This window comes from Actinoplanes sp. ATCC 53533 (assembly GCF_003947245.1).
Genome location: NZ_QHHV01000130.1, coordinates 1 through 18,489, shown reverse-complemented (window position 1 = coordinate 18,489; position 18,489 = coordinate 1). Strand labels below are relative to the sequence as shown.

20 protein-coding genes and 2 pseudogenes are annotated in these 18,489 nt (G+C 71.2%); 10 read left to right on the top strand and 12 right to left on the bottom strand.

Annotated features, from left to right (window positions below; genetic code table 11):
- Positions 1–19: 19 nt before the first annotated feature.
- Positions 20–949 carry an FAD-dependent oxidoreductase gene (locus tag DMB66_RS36525; protein ID WP_125808693.1) on the bottom strand — a complete coding sequence of 310 codons (930 nt, stop codon included), beginning with the start codon at positions 947–949 and terminating at the stop codon, positions 20–22.
- Between the two features lie 76 nt (positions 950–1,025).
- On the opposite strand from DMB66_RS36525, the gene DMB66_RS36520 reads away from it, so the two are divergent.
- The 3 genes and pseudogenes from DMB66_RS36520 to DMB66_RS65335 all read left to right on the top strand — a co-directional run.
- On the top strand, positions 1,026–1,316 hold the full coding sequence (locus tag DMB66_RS36520; RefSeq protein WP_125808692.1) for a YiaA/YiaB family inner membrane protein: 291 nt from the start codon (positions 1,026–1,028) through the stop codon (positions 1,314–1,316).
- Between the two features lie 84 nt (positions 1,317–1,400).
- Positions 1,401–3,065: a DEAD/DEAH box helicase gene (locus DMB66_RS36515; protein ID WP_125808691.1), complete on the top strand. Its 1,665-nt coding sequence runs from the start codon at positions 1,401–1,403 to the stop codon at positions 3,063–3,065.
- Positions 3,066–3,164: 99 nt separating this feature from the next.
- Positions 3,165–3,356: pseudogene (locus tag DMB66_RS65335) on the top strand (hypothetical protein); the annotation flags it as partial.
- 152 nt (positions 3,357–3,508) lie between these two features.
- Here the strand turns inward: DMB66_RS65335 and DMB66_RS64350 are convergent.
- The 4 genes from DMB66_RS64350 to DMB66_RS36495 form a co-directional block, all read right to left on the bottom strand.
- Entirely contained in the window at positions 3,509–3,748 is a 240-nt protein-coding gene (locus DMB66_RS64350; protein WP_233625098.1) for a hypothetical protein, read from the bottom strand.
- 436 nt (positions 3,749–4,184) lie between these two features.
- Complete coding sequence (locus DMB66_RS36505; protein WP_125808690.1) at positions 4,185–4,916, bottom strand: carbon-nitrogen hydrolase family protein; 732 nt, start codon at positions 4,914–4,916, stop codon at positions 4,185–4,187.
- A gap of 4 nt (positions 4,917–4,920) precedes the next feature.
- Complete coding sequence (locus DMB66_RS36500; protein WP_158647490.1) at positions 4,921–5,781, bottom strand: META domain-containing protein; 861 nt, start codon at positions 5,779–5,781, stop codon at positions 4,921–4,923.
- A gap of 194 nt (positions 5,782–5,975) precedes the next feature.
- Complete coding sequence (locus DMB66_RS36495; protein ID WP_125808688.1) at positions 5,976–6,506, bottom strand: hypothetical protein; 531 nt, start codon at positions 6,504–6,506, stop codon at positions 5,976–5,978.
- A gap of 47 nt (positions 6,507–6,553) precedes the next feature.
- Between DMB66_RS36495 and DMB66_RS62925 the strand changes: the two are divergent.
- Positions 6,554–6,646, top strand: a pseudogene (locus tag DMB66_RS62925) (macro domain-containing protein); the annotation flags it as partial.
- 51 nt (positions 6,647–6,697) lie between these two features.
- Here the strand turns inward: DMB66_RS62925 and DMB66_RS36490 are convergent.
- Entirely contained in the window at positions 6,698–7,192 is a 495-nt protein-coding gene (locus DMB66_RS36490) for a hypothetical protein (protein ID WP_125808687.1), read from the bottom strand.
- A gap of 27 nt (positions 7,193–7,219) precedes the next feature.
- The gene (locus DMB66_RS36485) at positions 7,220–8,089 is read right to left on the bottom strand and encodes a hypothetical protein (protein WP_125808686.1); all 870 of its coding nucleotides are present in this window, start codon (positions 8,087–8,089) and stop codon (positions 7,220–7,222) included.
- Positions 8,090–8,334: 245 nt separating this feature from the next.
- On the opposite strand from DMB66_RS36485, the gene DMB66_RS36480 reads away from it, so the two are divergent.
- The 3 genes from DMB66_RS36480 to DMB66_RS36470 all read left to right on the top strand — a co-directional run bounded on the left by DMB66_RS36480 (position 8,335) and on the right by DMB66_RS36470 (position 11,357).
- On the top strand, positions 8,335–8,985 hold the full coding sequence (locus DMB66_RS36480) for a hypothetical protein (RefSeq protein WP_125808685.1): 651 nt from the start codon (positions 8,335–8,337) through the stop codon (positions 8,983–8,985).
- 176 nt (positions 8,986–9,161) lie between these two features.
- Complete coding sequence (locus DMB66_RS36475) at positions 9,162–10,301, top strand: hypothetical protein (RefSeq protein WP_125808684.1); 1,140 nt, start codon at positions 9,162–9,164, stop codon at positions 10,299–10,301.
- A gap of 687 nt (positions 10,302–10,988) precedes the next feature.
- On the top strand, positions 10,989–11,357 hold the full coding sequence (locus tag DMB66_RS36470) for a hypothetical protein (RefSeq protein ID WP_125808683.1): 369 nt from the start codon (positions 10,989–10,991) through the stop codon (positions 11,355–11,357).
- A 739-nt stretch (positions 11,358–12,096) separates the two neighbouring features.
- On the opposite strand, the gene DMB66_RS36465 is transcribed toward DMB66_RS36470, so the two are convergent.
- Both DMB66_RS36465 and DMB66_RS36460 read right to left on the bottom strand, forming a co-directional pair.
- On the bottom strand, positions 12,097–13,059 hold the full coding sequence (locus tag DMB66_RS36465; RefSeq protein WP_233625094.1) for an NAD(P)-dependent oxidoreductase: 963 nt from the start codon (positions 13,057–13,059) through the stop codon (positions 12,097–12,099).
- Between the two features lie 150 nt (positions 13,060–13,209).
- Positions 13,210–13,731 (bottom strand): hypothetical protein, encoded by a 522-nt coding sequence (locus tag DMB66_RS36460; protein WP_125808681.1) that lies wholly within the window; start codon positions 13,729–13,731, stop codon positions 13,210–13,212.
- Positions 13,732–13,902: 171 nt separating this feature from the next.
- Here DMB66_RS36460 and DMB66_RS36455 point away from each other — a divergent pair, with 171 nt between their 5' ends.
- Positions 13,903–14,631, top strand: coding sequence for a ferritin-like domain-containing protein (locus DMB66_RS36455; protein ID WP_199752835.1), 729 nt, complete (start codon positions 13,903–13,905; stop codon positions 14,629–14,631).
- An 85-nt stretch (positions 14,632–14,716) separates the two neighbouring features.
- Here the strand turns inward: DMB66_RS36455 and DMB66_RS62920 are convergent, their stop codons facing one another.
- Genes DMB66_RS62920 through DMB66_RS36445 form a run of 3 tightly spaced genes read right to left on the bottom strand, consistent with a single transcriptional unit; the run spans position 14,717 to position 16,113 of the window.
- Positions 14,717–14,881 (bottom strand): hypothetical protein, encoded by a 165-nt coding sequence (locus DMB66_RS62920; protein WP_199752834.1) that lies wholly within the window; start codon positions 14,879–14,881, stop codon positions 14,717–14,719.
- 13 nt (positions 14,882–14,894) lie between these two features.
- Positions 14,895–15,122 (bottom strand): hypothetical protein, encoded by a 228-nt coding sequence (locus tag DMB66_RS62915; RefSeq protein WP_199752833.1) that lies wholly within the window; start codon positions 15,120–15,122, stop codon positions 14,895–14,897.
- Positions 15,103–16,113 (bottom strand): LacI family DNA-binding transcriptional regulator, encoded by a 1,011-nt coding sequence (locus DMB66_RS36445; protein ID WP_233625093.1) that lies wholly within the window; start codon positions 16,111–16,113, stop codon positions 15,103–15,105. The genes DMB66_RS62915 and DMB66_RS36445 overlap by 20 nt, the downstream gene beginning before the upstream one ends.
- A 209-nt stretch (positions 16,114–16,322) precedes the next feature.
- Between DMB66_RS36445 and DMB66_RS36440 the strand changes: the two genes are divergently transcribed.
- Positions 16,323–17,144, top strand: a complete 822-nt coding sequence (locus tag DMB66_RS36440; RefSeq protein WP_125808679.1) for an SAM-dependent methyltransferase — start codon at positions 16,323–16,325, stop codon at positions 17,142–17,144.
- A 161-nt stretch (positions 17,145–17,305) separates the two neighbouring features.
- Complete coding sequence (locus DMB66_RS36435) at positions 17,306–18,247, top strand: hypothetical protein (RefSeq protein ID WP_125808678.1); 942 nt, start codon at positions 17,306–17,308, stop codon at positions 18,245–18,247.
- Positions 18,248–18,489 lie beyond the last annotated feature (242 nt).

Below are 18,489 nucleotides of genomic sequence, written 5' to 3'. Positions count from 1 at the left end.
GAAGGTAAACAATCCGTTGTCAGAGGGCCAGCGTGGCGACCTCGTCGGCGCAGCCCCAGCACAGCGTCACGCCGGCGCCGCCGTGCCCGTACGCGTGCACCACCGTCCCGCCCGGCCACTTCTCCGCCTCCACCCGCGGCCCGCCGCGCCGCACCGGCCGCAGGCCCACCTTCTCGCCGATGACCGGCGCGCCCGCCAGTTCCGGCACCAGAGCCCGGCAGCGCTCCAGGATGGCGTCGCGGGTCGCCGGGTCGGGCACGGTGTTCCAGTCGCCCTCCTGCCAGGTGCCGCCCAGCACGACATCGCGGGTGCGCGGGTGCACGTAGGTGCCCGGGTCGCCCTCGTCCCGCACGGAGGTGTAGATGCCGGTGTTGGCGACCAGCACGATCTGCCCGCGGGCCGGCAGCACGTCCGGGTCACCGCACAGCGCGCCGGCGGCCAGCCCGGTCGCGTTGACCACCACCGGCGCCTCGACCAGGGCCTCCTCCAACCGGTCGAGGCGGCGCCGGACCACCCGCACCCCCGCGGCCAGCAGCCTTTCGCGCAGCCACGGCAGGTATTCACCCATCTCGACCAGCGGCGCCTGGAACCGCACCTCCCGGGTCCACGGCGGATCGATCGGCAGATATCGCACGCCGCGCGCGGCCGGCGCCCACCACGGCTCGCCGGTCGCACCGGAGCGCTCGAGGTTGCGGGTCTCCCGGACCAGCACGCCGGGCACCGCGTCGAAGGCGTCCCGGCGGAACTGGTCGTAGGTCACCGCGGCCCAGGCCAGGACCCGCTCGTCGAAGCCGATCCGGGTGGGATACCAGGCGGCGGCCGCGACCGCGGACACCGTCCGGACCGGGTCCTGCGGCGTCCACACGGTCACCTCCGCGCCCCGCTCGCGCAGCCGCAGCGCCGCCGTCAGCCCGATGATGCCTCCGCCCACCACGATCACGTCCACCATGCCGTCATCCTCACGTAACCGAACTCTGGGTACGCGGACTCAGTCGGAGGTACGACCCACCGGAGCAGACTTCGGCATGGACACGAATCCGCAGCCGAAGATCACCACCGCCTTCTACGTGCAGTCCGTCGCCTCCTTCGCCCTCTCGCTGACCGCCGTCGCCGCCGGAATCGCCTACCTGCCGGTGGGCAGCTGGATCCGCGCCTTCCTCGCCGTCGGCCTGCTCTACGTGGTCACCTCGGCGTTCACCCTCGCCAAGTGCGTCCGTGACGTGCAGGACGCCGGCACCGTCGTGCGCCGGGTCGATCAGGCCCGGCTGGACAAGCTCCTGGCCGACCACGACCCGTTCAAGGTCCCGGCCGGCTGACCCTCCGGGCCGGCCCCGTATCCTTGTCCTCGTTGATGCCGGTCACCGCTGTGACCGGCGCACGACGGATCCGGAGCAGAGATAATGAGCGAGCACCTGTTCGCGGACGCGACAGGCTTCGCCGGTCTGGCGCTCCGTCCCGAGCTGCTGAAGGCACTGACCAGCTTGGGCTACGAAGAGCCGACGCCGATCCAGCGCGAGGCCATCCCGCCGCTGCTGGACGGCCACGACCTGCTGGGCCAGGCCGCGACCGGCACCGGAAAGACCGCGGCCTTCGCGCTGCCCCTGCTGCACCGGCTCGACCCGGACGCCAAGGGCGGCCCGGCCGCGCTGGTGCTGGTGCCGACCCGCGAGCTGGCCGAGCAGGTCTCGCAGGCGGTCCACCGCTACGGCCGCGACCTGGGCGTACGCGTGCTGCCGGTCTACGGCGGCCAGCCGATCGGGCGCCAGCTGCAGGCCCTGCAGCGCGGCGTGGACGTCGTGGTCGGCACGCCGGGCCGGGTGCTGGACCACATCAGCCGCGAGACCCTGGACCTCAGCGACATCCAGACAGTGGTGCTCGACGAGGCCGACGAGATGCTCGACATGGGCTTCGCCGAGGACATCGAGGCGATCCTCGCCGAGACCCCGCAGACCCGGCAGACTGTGCTGTTCTCCGCGACGATGCCGCCGCGCATCGACGGGATCGCCCGCCGGCACCTGAAGGAGCCGGTCCGCATCCAGATGGGCCGGGAGGCCTCCGCCCCCGGCGAGATCCCCCTGGTCCGGCAGAGCGCGTACATCGTGGCCCGGGCGCACAAGTCGGCCGCGCTGGGCCGCGTGCTCGACGTCGAGGCGCCCACCGCGGCGATCATCTTCTGCCGGACCCGCGAAGAGGTCGACCAGGTCACCGAGACGCTCAACGGGCGCGGCTACCGGGCCGAGGCGCTGCACGGCGGCATGAGCCAGGACCAGCGCGACCGGGTCATGGGCCGGCTGCGCGCCGGCAGCACGGAGCTGCTGGTGGCGACGGACGTGGCCGCCCGCGGGCTGGACGTGGAGCAGCTCACCCACGTGGTGAACTACAACGTGCCGTCGGCCCCGGAGGCGTACGTGCACCGGATCGGCCGGGTCGGCCGCGCGGGCCGGGAGGGCGCCGCGATCACCCTGGCCGAGCCGCGCGAGTCCCGCATGCTCAAGGCGATCGAGCGGCTCACCCGGCAGCGGATCACCCTGGAGAAGGTGCCCACGGTCACCGACCTGCGGGCCCGGCGCCTCGAGCTGACCCGCGCCGCGCTGGAAAGCAGCCTGCAGACCGACGACCTGGAACGGTTCCGGGTGGTCATCGAGTCGCTGACCAGCGAGTTCGACATCGAGACCGTGGCGCTGGCCGCGGTGAAGCTGGCACACGAGGCCGCCGGCGGCGACGTCGACGAGCAGGAGATCCCGACGCCCCGCGAAACGCGGGAGCGCCCGGAACGCCCGGACGGCCAGCGCCCCGAGCGGCGCGGCGGCCCGGCCGGCGCGGGCGTCGCCCGGCTGTTCTTCGGTCTCGGCCGCCGGGCCGGGCTGCGCCCGCAGGACCTGGTCGGTGCGATCGCGGGCGAGTCCGGGCTCAGCGCCCGCGACATCGGCGCGATCCAGATAACCGACCGGTTCTCGCTGGTCGAGGTGCCGGAGGAGGCCGCGGACATGGTCATCGCCGCGATGCAGCAAAGCACGATCCGGGGACGCAAGCCGGGCGTACGCCGGGAGCGTTACAACCGCTGACGGGTGGCCGGGTCGTCCCGCACGGCCCGGCACAATGAGCCCGATCCCGGGCCTGGTCGGCGCACCACGACAGCGTGAGACAGTCGATCTCTGTCGTGCGTGCGGTTTCGTGACGCGAGCGTCCCCCGACCACCGCATCGGTGGTCGGGGACGCGGGTCAGAAGAACGTCGGCTCGTGCGGGGTGTGACGATGCCGCCGCCGACCGGGCCCTGATGGCGCTCGTCGGGGAACTCGCCACCCGCAGCACCGAGTTCCGCACCTGGTGGGGCGGACACACCGTCCGCACCCACACCACCGGCGCCAACGGATCAACCACCCCGTCGTCGGCGAGATCACCCGCGCCGTCCTACTCGGCGCCGCCGGAGCAGCGCCGCAGCCCGGCCCTTCACCTTGGCACTCGCCGCGTGGCCCCCGACGAACAGCTGGCCTGGTCGGCTTCCGTTCAGATGACCGCGGCGAACAGCGCGATCAGGGCGGTGCCTCCGCACGGGACCGCGATGGCGCCGAAGAGCCATCCGCTCAGGAGACCTATCCCGAACTGCCGCCATCGGCTCCGCAGGAGACCGACTCCCAGCGTCACGCAGGTGACGAAAAGCATCAGCTCCACGACCCCCGTCAAACAGGCCACCAGGAACACCGAGTCGGGTGCGGCGTAGAAGGTGTATGTGAAGCCGGTATACAACCAAGGGCCGCCGGCAACGACGTGACCTGCGACAGCGCAGCCTGTTCCCGCGGCGATCGGCATGCGGGGTTCCGGTCGGACCGGCACCTGATCAACGATCACGGCTATCAGAATGTCGACCGCCGGAACGGCACGCCAGGCCGTCGCGTCATCCTGCACGGGACTTCCCGGGACTGCGCACAACACCCACACATCCACCGGCGGCCGTTCACCGGGGCGGAGTGGCAAGCCGGTCGCGACGATTGCTCGATCGCGATTGATCGGGAGCTCGGCCCGACTCGAACGGTGCCGCCATCCTTGGGTTCAGTGACGCGCGCTTACCCGGCATCGCGCGCGTTGGGCAAGCCTGACTCCTCACGCTACGGCGCCCCCGGAGTCCGCGCAGCCACCTCGGCAAACGCCGTGGCATCAGGAGACCTCGCCGACACAGAACGATCTATGGCAGGTCGAGCTCGGCAATCGCGATGCCGACCCGCCCCGCCGGCACCTGGGCGACGACGTCCCCGGCCGGGTTGATCACGCAGGTCGGCCCCAGCCCGATCCGCGTGCTGTCGCGTCGGCCGGTGACATCGGCGGAGACCAGCCACAGGCCGGTCTCGCGGACTCGCTGGGTCCTGACCTGGTTGTGCCGGTCCTGCCACCGGAACGCCTTGTCCCGGCGCATCATGTTCTGCGCCGGGACCAGCAACACCTGCGCCCCGCCCGCGGCGACCGCGGCTGCCGCGTACGGGAAGCGGGTGTCGAAGCAGATGTTGATCCCGAACCGCAGCCCGCCGCAGTCGAACACCGGGTAGGAGTCGCCCGCGGTGAACACCGACTCCCCGTCGGTCAGGAACGTCTTGCGATACCCGCCCACCACGCTGCCGCCCTCGACGACCAGGGCCGTGTTGTGATACGAGCCACCCGAGCGTTCGATCATGCCGACGACCAGCGACGGCCGGATCGCTGCCAGCCGTACCAGGACACCGGAGAACTCCGGAGAGCCCGGGTCGAATGCCTGGCCATGCACGTGCTGCTCGGTGACCAGGTAGCCCTGCAGGAAGCATTCGGGAAACAACAGCAGGTCGACGCCCGCGGCATCTGCCTGCCCGGCGAAGTCGTGGATGACCTGGATCGCAGCGTCCACGTCGCCGAGGATCTCCGGAGTCTGGCACGCACCGACCCGCATCGTGTCAACCTATCCGGCCGAAGCGACTGGCACGGTGGAGGCGGCCCAGTTCCTCGGCGTCCTGGTCGAGAAGCACGAGCATCGCTCCGTCGAACCCGGCCCGCCGCGCCGCCGACAACCAGTCGCCGACCGGTATGTTGTCGCAGCCGACGAGGGTGCTGATCCCCGAGGTGGCCAGTAGCGTGCCCGCCGGTCCGACGACCCACCCGCCGCCGGAGCCGTTGCACCCGTCCGAGCCCGACCAGCGGCCGTCGGCGCGGAATTCCAGGTACGGCTGCTGAAGCGCCGCCGAGCCGCCACGGACCGGCTCCCATCGACCGGCCAACTCTCGCCGGTCGGCCGGCGTCAGGCCCGGCGGGAGCGCGGCGGGAGAATCAAACGAGCGGCGAAACTCGTCGGTCACCTCGAACGACTCCCGGTCGGGCCGCGGCGGCGCACTGCTGGCGGCCAGCCGGGCAACGGTCTCGCCGTCCCCATCGAGCAGCACCGCGTGGCTGCTGCCGTCGAGCCGGTATCCGGTGGCTTGGTTCAGCCAGGCGACGCGGGTTTCCGGATCGCATCCGCCGCTGCTACCCATGACGTCGGCGATGAACAGGCCCTGGGAATCGGCGCTCCAGGAAGCCCGCAGCTCACCGCAGCTTCGGTAGATCGTGAGTGCTGCCGGGGTCAGACCCACGACCGTGCCGGCCTCCGCGCCGACACCGGTCAGCGTCCACATGCCGACCAGGGCGATCGGGTCCGACGGTCCAGACCGGGAATGGGAGGGGGCAGGGGCGGCGGACTCTGATCCGGCACAGCTCACCAGGGCGAGCACGGCCACCGCCGCCAGCGCCGTCCGCCAGCCGTCACGCATATCGGCGCTCACAGTGCGACGGCCCAGACCCCGGCTCCGCTCCCCCACTTGCCCGACCTCCAACGCCGACCACGGCCACATCCAGGACAGATCGGATGATCCCACCCTCAACAGCGCTGCTCCACCCGCAACCGCTGGGCCCGCGAGAGTTCGCCGCGGCCGTGACTACCGCGGCGGCCATGATGCCCGCGAGCCACCCCACGTGGTCACACCGCGGGGCGCGGCTGCCGGGTGACCAGCGCCGCCCACTCCGCCGTCCACCGCCAGCGGGTCAAGCCCACGGCGGCGAACTCGTCGTGCTGGTCCAACCGCCGCACACCCAGCCACCGCAGCATCACATTGACCGCCATGTCACGGCTGTCGGCCACCGTCTCGTAGTGGTCCTCCGCTTCACCGGCGGAGGTTGCCGTGAACAGCGGTCCCCACGCCACAGCCCCATCGCGCCACGCCACCGCCGCATGGAACCCGACGCCACCGAAGAACTCGGTATGCAGGTAGGCCACATCGCCGTGCAGGGAAAGCCGGCGCGCCCATTCCGCGACCCCACTCGTCAGAGCGTAGAAACCGTCCACGGGCGGGTCATCTGCCGCGGTCGGCGCCCCACTCGCGACGATTTCCTCCGTCAGCGGCAAGAGCACCAATCCGCTACCAACGGCCAACGGCACCGTCGGCAACGCTGCTTGACGCGGGTCTTGCTCGGAGGACTTCAGGAGCAGCGCCTCCAGGGTTCCGGCCATGCCGTGAGCGTACCGATCGGAGGTAGGTGGGGACGCGTTGCTCGTGGGTCGACGGCGCCATCCACCGGGCTGCCGGACCACGGCTCGCCCAAGCCGGTGCGGCGATCGCGCCCTGCGACCCCGGCGACGCCAAGGTCACTGCATGGACGTGCCCCCTGGCGGGGTGCACGTCCATGCCCGTGTCTGTCTGGTCAGCAACTGCCCCACTCGTGCGACGCCACGTTGTCCGCGATCGGCTCACCGGCGCCCCTGCCGGTGTTGGCCCAGAACGTGATGCGCTGCTGGCCGGCCGGCGGCGGCGAGGTGCGGGTCAGGGCGGGCCAGCTCGTGCCCCGTCCGATGCACACGTACGCCTCGGTGTTGTTGACTTCCCAGTGCAGCCACACGTCGTCGTAGTTGGGGTCCGGGTAGCCGTTGTTCCACAGGTCCGACGCCTTGTTCTTCATCGACCCCGCGGTATTGTCGCAGTTGGCCCAGTTGTTGTCGAGCCATTCCCAGGTGCAGTGCAGACCGCCCGCGTGCTGGTGCTCCCAGGCGTGCAGCAGGCCGTCCGCCGCCGCAGCCGCGCGGAACTGTGGGGCGTACCGGCTCGCGTCGGACTCGGTGGCCCGGGCGGCGCCGCCGGCGAGCGTGGCGGCGAGGACCATCGTGGCGACGACGGCGGCTCTGGACAGGATTCTCCGCATCTGACATTCCCTCCGTGTTGTTTTCGGTCAGCCGCCGCGGACGATTTCTCGCGCCTTCGGCAGCGCGGCGTACTGAATCCGGGCCTTGTCCTCGACCTCCCTGCGATAGCGGGCCCGGACGGCGGCGGCATGGCGGCCGTCGAGTTCCCCGGCGGTGGCGCCGAATCCGGAACTCGCGGCGCACGCTGCCTCGGCCGAGGCAGCGGGTATCTCGGACCGGGCCGGACCGGGCCGGTCGCCGGCGAGGGCGGCGTGCAGCTCGGCGGGGGTGTCGTAGGGGAAGCCGGCGGCCCGCAGGCACCGCGCCCACCGGGCCTGCGCCTGCCGGAACCGGGGGTCCGCGGCGACGCGCTGCCGCCACATCTGCGGGAGCTCGCGGGTGACCGTGCTGATCTCGAACCACCGTCGCAGGTCGCCGTAGAGTTCGCGTTCCAGCTCGGAGGTGCAGCCCTCGTCGCTGCGGTGCGCGGTGATCCCGCTCGGCGCGGTGGCGGACAGCCCTTCCGGCACCGCGCCGTTGGCCGCGGCGAGCGCTTTCACCCGGCGCTCGCGTGGCAGCTGCCGGAAGTAGGCCTTGTTCGGGCTGGCGGCGCTCAGCTTCGCGAGTCGTCGCTTCAGGGCCGTTCCGAAACCGTTGCGCGCGGCCCAGGCCGGGTCGTCGATGACGTACGGGAACTGGCGGTAGTCCGGAACGGGATGCTCGGGCAGTACCTGGTAGCGGAACCCGCGCCGGGCCATGCAGTCGCGCAACATGATCTGCTCGGCACGGGCCAGCAGATCCTCGTCCGCCTGCGTGATCACGGGTACGCCGGCCGGCCGCGCCACGTCCGCGTCCGGGCCGCAACCGGTCAGCGTGAGCAGCAGCAGGGCGCCGGCGACCCCTCTCCATCGCGCCAACGGTGGACACCTCCCCCGTGTGTCGTTCGTGTGGTCAACCCCCTGTCTAGCGGCGCGAGGTTGTTCGGTGTCGATGTCATCAGCCGGACAAACAACCCGCGAACAACGCGGTCGCCGCTGGTCGGTTGTTCGGTGCGGCGACGCCGCTCCCGGGGTGCCGGCGTTGAGCACGTCGGCGACTCAGCGTGGGAGTATGCCAACCGTTGGCGGTAAGGCGACCCACAGGCAGTACGGGAGGGTGCTCGGTGGGATATGAGGTCCATATAACCCGAGCTATTCCCTGGTTGTATCGCCGACGCTTCCCCCTCCAGGCCGCGGAGGTGCTCGACCTGGTGCACCGGGCACCGGACCTGGACGTGCCGACAGCACCGAAGCCGTCCTCTGAGATCTTCCCGGTGACCGTGGGCGAGGACGACTGGCTCCTGTTCAGCGACGGGGAGCTGCGGACCAAACACCCCGGAGAGCCGCTGATCCGCCGAATGCTGGCGCTCGCCGCGACGCTGGACGCCTGGGTGCTGGGAGACGACGACCACATCTACGCCGAGGAGCGCGGTGAGATCGTCGTGCGATCAGCCGTCCTGGCCGACTTGCCCTACCCCACCTATTTCATCGCCCGCAGCGGCAAGATCGGTGCGGCGGAGTGGGCGGGCGTCATCGGCACCCAGTCCGATTTCGGGTGGTGGGACCGTGTCGAAGCGCGGGTGCCGTCCGGGTTCACATGGTTCAGCTGCCCGCCGGTGGCCTGCTGGGCCGGTCACCCCTCCGGCAAACCGATCCCCTTCTTCCTTGACGAATACGAGCAAGGAATCGAGGTCTTCCAGCCTGACGCGGCAACCCTCGCACGGATGCGGGCGCTCGCGCAGCTGCTCGACGCCGCAGTGGTGCGGGACCCCTGAGGAGGCTCCCGCCCGCTCGCCTTGAGGAGGCGCGGCGCAACCTTCGGCGTCCAGAAGAGACATGCCGACCGCTCCCCCTTGGGCGGCCGAGTCATCGTGCGAGATGCGCGGCATCTCGTCCGCCGGCCGCGCGACCGGGGATACTCGGGTTCTCGCACCGCTCAACGGGGGTTCGAATGTCGGCGAGGATCCTGCTGGATCGCACGATTCACGTGTCGCACTCGACCGCCCAGGCCGGGCCGGGTGACGATCCCGGCAGCGAACCGGATGCGTTCTGGCGAGGTCAGGTCAACGGGCTTTGCGGCGCCGCCGTCCGCGGCTTCCTCTGCCTGGTGACCGGCCTGCACACCGGATACGTGCGGTTCACGGCCGAACTGCATCCCGCGGAGCCGCCGCTCGGCGACGGCTGGGAGGAGGCCGTCGAGGTTTCGTTCCGGCACCGGGCGAAGAAACTGTGGCTGGGCGGCCTGATGAGTGACGCTCACCCGGTCAAGCTCCCGGCCGGCGACTACCGGGTCCGCTACTGCGCCCGCGGGATGGCACAGGGCCACCGCCTGGACGTCGCGAGTGAGGACGAAGTCGTCGACGCGTACCTGTTGCAGTTCTGGCCGGGACAGACCGGGCCGGACCGGATCGTCCGGCAGACCACCGAGATCGCCGCGTATCGGCACCAGGCCAACCCGAAGCCTGCGCTGACCGACGCCGACCACGCCGAGCGCAAGCGCCGAAGGGCCGAGGCGAAGGCGCGCAGGAAGATCGAGGACCGGCGCGCGGAGGACCGACTGCGGTGGGGTGACCGGATCCCCAACGACCGGCTGCGCAAGGCTGCCCGGCAGGCGAATCCGGCCGACCTGCTCGACGCGGACGCCGTATTTACGCTGGCAGAGCTCGACGACGAAGCGTGCGGTGCGGTGGCGCGGTGGGCTGCCGGGCGGGCCGTCGCCGTCGCGGGGCTGGAACAGGTGCCGTGGGTGGTGCAGGCGCTCGCGGCATTGGATCGCGGTGAACCGCTGCCGCCGCCCTTCCGGCCGCAGTCCGGCGCCGACCCGGCGGATCCCGCGCAGGTCTGGGAGTTGCTGAACGACGCCGGGCTGCCGCTGACCACCGTGATACTCCCCGCCGTCGCGTCGGACGGCCGGATGCTGGAGATCTCCCGGCAGCACGTGGCGTTGCCGGCGGTGTTCGCAACTGCGGCCCGGCCCGCACTGGCGGCTGCGATGAACGCGCTGTGGGCGGCCGGTGGTGCGCACGGCGAGGACGGATACCGGCAGTTCTTCGCCGAGCTGCGCTCAGCCTTCCCACAACTGGTGCGCTGAGTCAGGCGATCATCAGTGCCGGCCACCGCGACCGCAGCGGTGCCGTCCGCCGAAGCGTTGATGACCCGAGCCGACAGGCACCGGATCCGCGTCCGGTCTCCATCAACCACCGCCGCGGCCAGGTACGCGGATTTGCCGACGAATCATCCTGCCGCGAGGCGACGCCGCCACGGATGGACGGTGGGGAATATCGGTTCAGAATGGGCCTGTTTCCCGGTCAGAATGCTCCGTAACCGAGGGTCTGGCGGCAGGGGCAGCGACGATTCAGGGTGGGATCTGCTGACAATATCGTCGGGGGTTTCGGCGAGGATTCGGTATGTTCGTGGGAAACGCCGGGATCGCCTTTCCGTGTGGTTTTCTGGTCGTTGGGTGTTTGGTGGTGGGGTTTCGCTGCGTATCGGGTCGCTGCCGGTCGGGCCGGGCCTGGTCTGGTGTTCGCCTCCCCGGTCCGGAACGGGGTGGCATGGCGGGCGGGTGCGGGGTTGGTGACTCCGGCCCGTTCCGTGGTCGACGGGTAGGCGCTGCGGGACACCTGCGCCCAGGCAGGACCGGGGTGGGTGCCGAGCGCCAACTGTGACTCGACCGTGGCCGGCACGGCTCGGGCGATGGCAGGCTGTCCGATCCGCAACGGGACCCCACTACCGGCCCGGCCCGCTCGACCCGTCCGGCCTGCTCAGCCTCCACAGCTTGCTCGACTGGTCCGGCCTGCTCAGGCTCCACAGCTCGCTCGACCGCTCCGGCCTCCTCGACCGGCCCAGCCTGCTCGACTTGTCCAGCCTCCTCGACCGGCCCGGCCTGCTCGACTGGCCCGGCCCGCTCGGTTGGTCCGGCCTGCTCCACCGGTCCGGCCTACGTTCCCTGGCTGGTCTGTGGGTCGCGGCCGGGTGCCGGCTGGCGCACCGCACGACGAGGCGGCGCCGCGTGCACCGGCGAGGGATCTGCCGGGCCCGACTGGCCGGGCCCGGCACTGGTGGGCTTGATCTGGAGATCTTCCGGCCAGCAGCCCGCCTGCTGCTCGCGGACGTGTCGCAGCCGCTCGGCGTGACGACGCTGTAAACCCCACGCGCGGCGACGCTCATGATCGCGGCGAAACTCGTCACGGCTCGCAGAATAATTGCGCGCCCTCGTCCGGTCACGCAGGCCCGCGAGCTCGGCCCGGGAAAACAACTGGAGCTGCCCCATGCCACCAATTATTCCGCACACCACTCAAGATCACAGGCCCCTATCAATGACCGACCACACCAATTCCATGACCAGCATCACACCCACGGAAACTGGCGGCAAAGGTGATCGAGAAAGGCACACTGTCCTCCCGCGGTCCGTGCGCTCGGGCCGTCGCTGGGCCCGTCCCAAATCCCGTTTCCGGAGCACCGCCGACACTGTTGTGCCGACCGACGCCGCGAGAGCTTGTTGGCACGGCGAGCGCGAAGGTGGCTGTCGGCCCTTCCCAGCTACCCGAACGCTTCTGGGACGAGGCCTCAGCCCCTCGTTCTGGCGGATCCTTTCCGGCGTCGGGTGTCCCGGCCGCTGATGACGACCCGTATGCGCAGGCACACCGGATTGCTCGCCGGCCGGTTACCGAGACGGTCGGCGAACACGGTCGTGGTCTGCACGGCTTCGAGCTGGGCGGCGTTCCTTCGTGGGCGCGGGATTCCGAGCACCACCGATGTGCCTGCGGTACCGACCTCGCCTTCGTGGGCCAGGTCCCGGAAATTGGGGATTCGGCGTGTGGCCGCCTGGCAGAACCACCGGCGTTCCATCCTCCACGGGCGGTGGCACCGCCGGTCCGATCGGCTCAACTACCGTCCGTTGAGCGTGCCTCGATCGCATGGATCACCGAAGCCATGTCCGCGGCCCCGTGGCCGAGCGCGAGCGTCTCCGCGTACAAATCGCGGCAGACCTCGAGCAGCGGCGAGGCCGCGCCGGCCGCCCGCGCCGCGTCGACGACCAGCCGGTTGTTCTTCAGCACATCGGCGATGCCGGCCTGGATCTCGAAGTCACGCGTCGCCAGCTTGGCGGTCTTGACCCGGGAGATGCTGCTGGCCATCTGGCCGGCGTCGAGGACGGCCCGCAGCAGTTCCAGGTCGAGGCCGTGCCGCTCGGCGAAGTGGAACGACTCGGCGAGGCCGGTGACGGTGGTGATCAGGAAGATGTTGACCGCGAGCTTCATGGTCAGCGCTCCGGGCACCGGCCCGCAGTCGAACGTCTCCCGGCACATCGGCGCCAGCAGCGGGCGGACCCGGGCCACCGCGGCCGGGTCGCCGGCGAGCATCGCCACCAGCTCTCCCGCCTCGGCCGGGCGGCGGGAGCCGGAAACCGGCGCCTCGACGTACGCGCCACCGCGGGCGACGACGGCGACCTCCAGCCCTCGCGAATAGCCCGGCGACGTCGTACCCATGTGCACGATCGTGCGGCCGCCGAGTTTCCGCCCACCAAGGACCTCGTCGATGGCGGCCTCGTCGGCCAGCATCAGGATCACGACGTCCGCGCGGGCGAACACCTCGTCGGGTGTCGCCGCCACGGCCGCGAACGGTTCGGCGCGGTGCGGTGAGCGGTTCCAGACGACGAGGTCAGTGCCGGCCCCGGCGAGGTTGAGTGCCATCGGCAGCCCCATCGTGCCGAGCCCGATGAATCCCAGCGTCATCCTCACACCGTAGAGAATCCGGACGCCGGACTCGGGCCATACAGCGCCGGTCTCCGGCCAATTCCCGCCGCGGGCATCGGCGTCCGTACGTGCTCGTCGACGACCAGCCGTCACAGCCGGTGGCCAGCGCCCGAGCCGGTCGGCTTACTGAATGCCGAATGGGGTGTGCTCGGGCGAGTACCTCGCCTTTGGAGATGCGCGGCGCGGGTGTCAGCGAGAGCAAGCCCTCGGCTCTCGTGGCGTGGTGTGAGGGTGGGCCGGGACTCAGCCGGCGCGGCGCTGCCCGTAGGCGAGGATGACGCTGCGCATGGAGCCCATTCCGTACCGGTCCTCGTCGCTCGACATCGCCGCTACCTCATCCAGAATCGGGCCGGTGTCGATGCCGAGCCCGAGCGCTCGGTCGCACAGGTCGCGCAGCTCGAGAATCTCGTCGCGCGTGTCGGCGCCCTGGTCGCGTGCCGAGAGGTGGATGAGGTGAGCGCGGAACTCCTCGGCCGTGTCCCATTCGCGCGGCAGGTACACCGCCCACCGAAACGACGTGTACCGGTCGAACAGCCGCCGGACAGCGGCCCGGAGGGTCTCGTCGCCGGCGGCGTAGACCTCGACCACGGTCCGGACGGCGGCCTCGGCCCGGTCGTTGACGCCGAGCCGGTCCAGCGCGGCGTTGATCGCGGCACCCCAGGCGGCGGGGTCGTCGCGCACCGCGGCGTCGACCGGGTTCTTGGCGATCGGCCGATACACGGCGTCGAGCCAGGCCATCTCATGTTCCACGGCGACGAGGTTCATGTCGCCCTTGGTAGCGCACCGACGCACCCGCGCACAGGCGCCTCGCGTTCATCTTTTCTGGAGGCCTGATCACCCGAATCCTGGGCTGCCGGTGAAGGCGCCAGGGAGATCATGTGGAGGTTCCGTGTCCTACCTTGCCGAGGTGGTGGCAGCGGAAACAGGGTCTACACCATGCACTTTCAGCAGCATCTCGCGACGTTCGAGGAACACGCACGCCGCCGTGCCGGGCGCACCGAGCCGCAGCCTGTCGGCGGGCGGCTGCCGCAGGCACTGATCCGCAGCATTCAGCGTTTCCAGGCCGGCGAGGACGGCGACGGAATCCGATTGATCGCGGCGGCGGCGCGCGCCGGCGACCCCGTCTATCTGGCCGCGATCCGGCTCTTCGAGGCCGAGGAACAGAGCCACGCGGTCCGGCTGGCGAACGTGTTGCGCTACGCCGGGGCGGCCCCGATCGGCGGAGACTGGACCAAGACCGTCTTCGAACTCGTCCGCCGTGGTGGCGGCCTGCGGCTGGAGCTGTTGACACTGATGCTGGCCGAGGTCGTGGCATTGCGCTACTACCGGGCGGTACGCGATGGAGCCGGCGACGCCTACGTGGCCGACGTGACCGCGGAGATCCTCGCCGACGAGGAGCGGCACGTACCGTTCCACCTCGACCGGCTGCGGCAGGGCTTCGCCGAGACCCCGCTGCCCGGCCGGGTCGCCGCGGCCGGCGGCTGGTGGATGATGATGGTGGGGGCGACGCTCGTCGTCGCCGTCGACCATGGAAACGCGCTGCGCGGCCTGGGCGTGACCCGGCGGCGGTTCGTAGCCGACGTGTTGCGCCTGTTCCGCCCGATGGTCACCGCGGTCTTCGGTGCACGGGTAGGCGCGGGCGGGATGATCCGCAGCCGGCGCTGAGCATCCGATCCTGCCGATTCGAGGTGGTGCGAGGTCCGCGGGTGGGTCTCCCACGGTACGGAAGGTGACACCACCGCGTCCAAGATCAGGCGGCGAGCAGCAGGGCGAGAGTGCGGCGATGATCGCCGACGGTGGCCCACTCCGTCGCCGTGCGCCCCTGGCCGTCGTCTTCGCGAAGGTTCGGATCAGCGCCGGCAGCCAGCAGCTCCCGCACGGCGCCGACGTGTCCCCAGCAAGCGGCACCGCACAAGGGCAGTCCTTCGTCACCTGAGCCGCTTTCCAGGTTCGGATCCGCTCCGGCCGCCACGCAGCGCCCGGACGTTGTCCGGCATGTTCTGGACGCTCGCGCGATACAACGGCCTGGTGCCGCCCGGGCCGGGCGAGTTCGGATCCGCGCCGGCCCGCAACAAGGCGGCAACCCGCTTGGCGTCGGCCCAGCCCGCCGCCTCCAGGAGGCGGCGCTGCAGCTTCTTACGCCGGCGCCTGTTCACGCCACCCCTGGTGACCGCGGGCGGAGCCGGGCGCCGCGATGCTGGCCCGGACGATCAGCTCGGTCACCAGCTCGGCCCGCGCGGCGACGGCGGGCTCGCCCCGGATCAGGCCCAGCAGGGTGCGGGTGGCCAACCGTCCCATCTCGACCAGCGGCTGGCGCACGGTGGTCAGCGGCGGGGTCGCCCGGTGGGCGTCCAGGTCGTCGAAGCCCACCACGCTCAGGTCCTCGGGCACCCGCAGGCCCCGGGACCAGGCCGCGGCGTAGACGCCGAGCGCCATCTGGTCATTGGCCGCGAAGATCGCCGTGGGAGGGCCGGGCCGGTCGAGCAGCCGGCCGCCCGCCGCGACGCCGGACTCGAAGCTGAAGTCGCCGACCTCCAGCAGCCCGGGGTCCAGCGGCAGGCCGGCGTCCTCCAGCGCGGCCCGGTGACCGTCCAGCCGGGCCCGGCTGCACAGCAGGCCCTTCGGGCCGCCGATCATGCCGATCCGCCGGTGGCCGAGGCCGATCAGGTGCTCGGTCGCCGTGCGGCCGCCCGACCAGTTGGTGACACCGATCGTCGGCACGTCCGCCGCCGCCTCGTCCCCGGGGTCGATGCTCACCATCGGCACGGCGAGGCGGCGCAGCTCGGCACCGACCCGGTCGCGGCCGCTCATCGTCACCAGCACCGCGCCGTCGGTGCGCCGAGGCCGCACGGCGGCGGCGGCGGAAACGGTTACCCCGACGCCCTCCTCGCGGGCGGTGTGCTCGACACCGCGCAGCAGCTGCATCGCCCACGGGCAGTCGAGGTCGGGGAGAATGAAGTCGATCATCCCGCTGCGGTCGGGCCGCCGCGAGGCGCGCGGGCGGTAGTCGTACTCGCGGAGCAGGCGCTCGACCCGCTCGCGGGTCTCCCGGGAGATGTCGCCGTGGTTGTTGAGCACGCGCGAGACGGTCGGCACCGAAACCCCGGCGGCCTGCGCGATTGTCGCGATGGTCACCCGTTTCGTCACCGGCGTGATGGTACCCGCCGGTCCGCGGCCCGGCCTCCGAGTTTCGGGTCGGTCACTCGTTGATCATCCCACCGAGGACCGGGCGTCGTTGTCATCGCGGCCGGCTCCGGTCGGCCCTGCCCTGACCGGTCCACAGAGGAGCCGGACACCGTCCGTGACCGGTGTAGGGTCGCCTTACCAGTACGGCATCGTCTTACGGAGGCTGCTCGGTGGAACGTCGTGGCGACGATGCTCGCGGGGTCGATCTACGCACCGACCGGGCGCACGGCGCACGGATCTACGACTACATCCTCGGCGGCAAGGACAACTTCGCCCCCGACCGCGAGGCCGGCGAGAACTCGCTGCGGCTCTGGCCCGCGTTGCGGGTTCACATGCAGGCCAACCGGTCCTTCATGCACCGGGTGGCGCGCTACCTGGCCACCGAGTGCGGGATCCGGCAGTTCCTCGACATCGGCACCGGCCTGCCGACATCACCGAATCTCCACGAGATCGTGCAGTCGGCCGACCCGACCGCACGGGTGGTCTACACCGACAACGATCCGCTCGTGCTCGCGCACGCGCGCGCCCTGATGCTCGGGACAGCGCAGGGAAGCACGGCCTACATCGCGGCGGACATGCGCGACCCCCAGACGATCATCTCCGCGCCGGAGTTCCAGCGCACCTTCGACCTGAATGAGCCGGTCGGGCTCCTGCTGATCGCGATCGTGCACTTCATCGACGACGACGCGGAAGCGCTGCGGGTCGTCCACCAGGTCCTGGACGTGCTGCCGGCGGGCAGCTACCTGGCGATGTCCATCGCCACCGACGCATTCGACCCGGTCCCGCTGGCCGAGGTCCAGCGGGAATACAACAGGCTCGGCGAGACCCTCAACTTCCGCGACCGCGCCACGGCGCTGCGGTTCTTCGACGGCTTGGAGCTGGTCGAGCCGGGGCTGGTCCAGGTGCACAAGTGGCGCCCGGACGGGTCCGAGGCCTCGGGGATCGCGGACAAGGACATCGCCATGTACGGGGCGGTCGCGCGCAAGGCCTAGCCACCTATCCACAAGGTCGCGCAGGGCCTAGCCACCTATCCACAAGGTCGCGCAGGGCCTAGCCACCTATCCACAAGGTAAGGCGAACGTCGCGCAAGGCGTTGGCGATTGTGTCTTCGCCGCCATGTTGCCGGGTGCCCGCCGGCTGCGACAGTGGGCTCATGAACGCGATACGGAGAGGCAGCGGTGTCGCTGCCGTGCTGATCGGAGCGCTGACGGTGGCCGGCTGCGGGGCGGCGGAGCGGGGCGGCACCGGTACGGTCACCGCCAGCGCGCGCCCGGCGACTGCCGCGGCGGGGCAGCCGGCCGACCAGACGGCGCAGTCGGCCGTGCGGGTGGACCGCTCCTACTGGTACGCCGGTTTCAAGGTGACCCTCGGCACGGCCCGCCTGTCGTCCGCGAGTTCCGGGGGCGGCGAGCCGCCCGTGCTGGCCATCGATGCGACATTTCAGAATCTCAGCCCGGGCCGCGCCGCCGCGCCGTCCGGGGACCTGCTCCTGACCAGCGGCGCCGACAGCTACGGCGAGCCGGCGCGGGAGCAAGCGGAGCTGCCCGAGGTCCCGGCCCGGCGCAGCCGGACCGGAGTGATCGCGATCGAGGTGGACGACCGGTTCGACCTGACGGATGCGGTGCTGACGGTCGGCGAGCCGCAGTCCCGGCAGGCTGTCGTGCCGCTGGCCCGGCCGGAGGGCTTGATCTCGCTGGAGCCCCGGCCGATCTCGATCCGGGGCCGGGTCTATCCGGAGGGCAGAAAGGACGTGTTCGTCACCCTCACCGGCGGTGAGGTCCGCGCCGACGACGCGGCGAATCTCGCCCAGGCTCCCGCCGGCCAGGAGTACGTGCTGATCTCGTTCTCGGCCACCAACAACGGGCCCGCCGGGATGACCTACGTCTTCGACCGCGACCTGAATCTGGTCCTGCCGGACGGCACCAAGGTCGGCGACGCGGGCTCCTGCAGCCGGGCGCAGGTGCACGTCCAGCCGAATGCGACAGTGCGGCCGGACGGGCCGGCGTGCTTCGCGGTCCCCGCGCCGGCCACCGGCGCATACCGCTTCGTCTGGGACAACAAGGACAGCGAGGGCCTGCGATTCTCCATCGGTTGACGCTTCTGAGCGGCGCTCGACCGGGCTTACAATGCGGCCGGACGCAGCGACCGCGAGGACATCGATGACGCAAGGCGGGGCGGATGCCCCCGTGCCTACCGGCACGCTGACAGGCTCGGTGGGCGGCGCGCCCGGCGGGCCCTCGCCGGCCGGGCCGCTGCTGCCCGGCGACCCACGCCGGCTCGGTCCCTACCGGCTGGTCGGCCGGCTGGGCGAGGGCGGCATGGGCACGGTCTACCTCG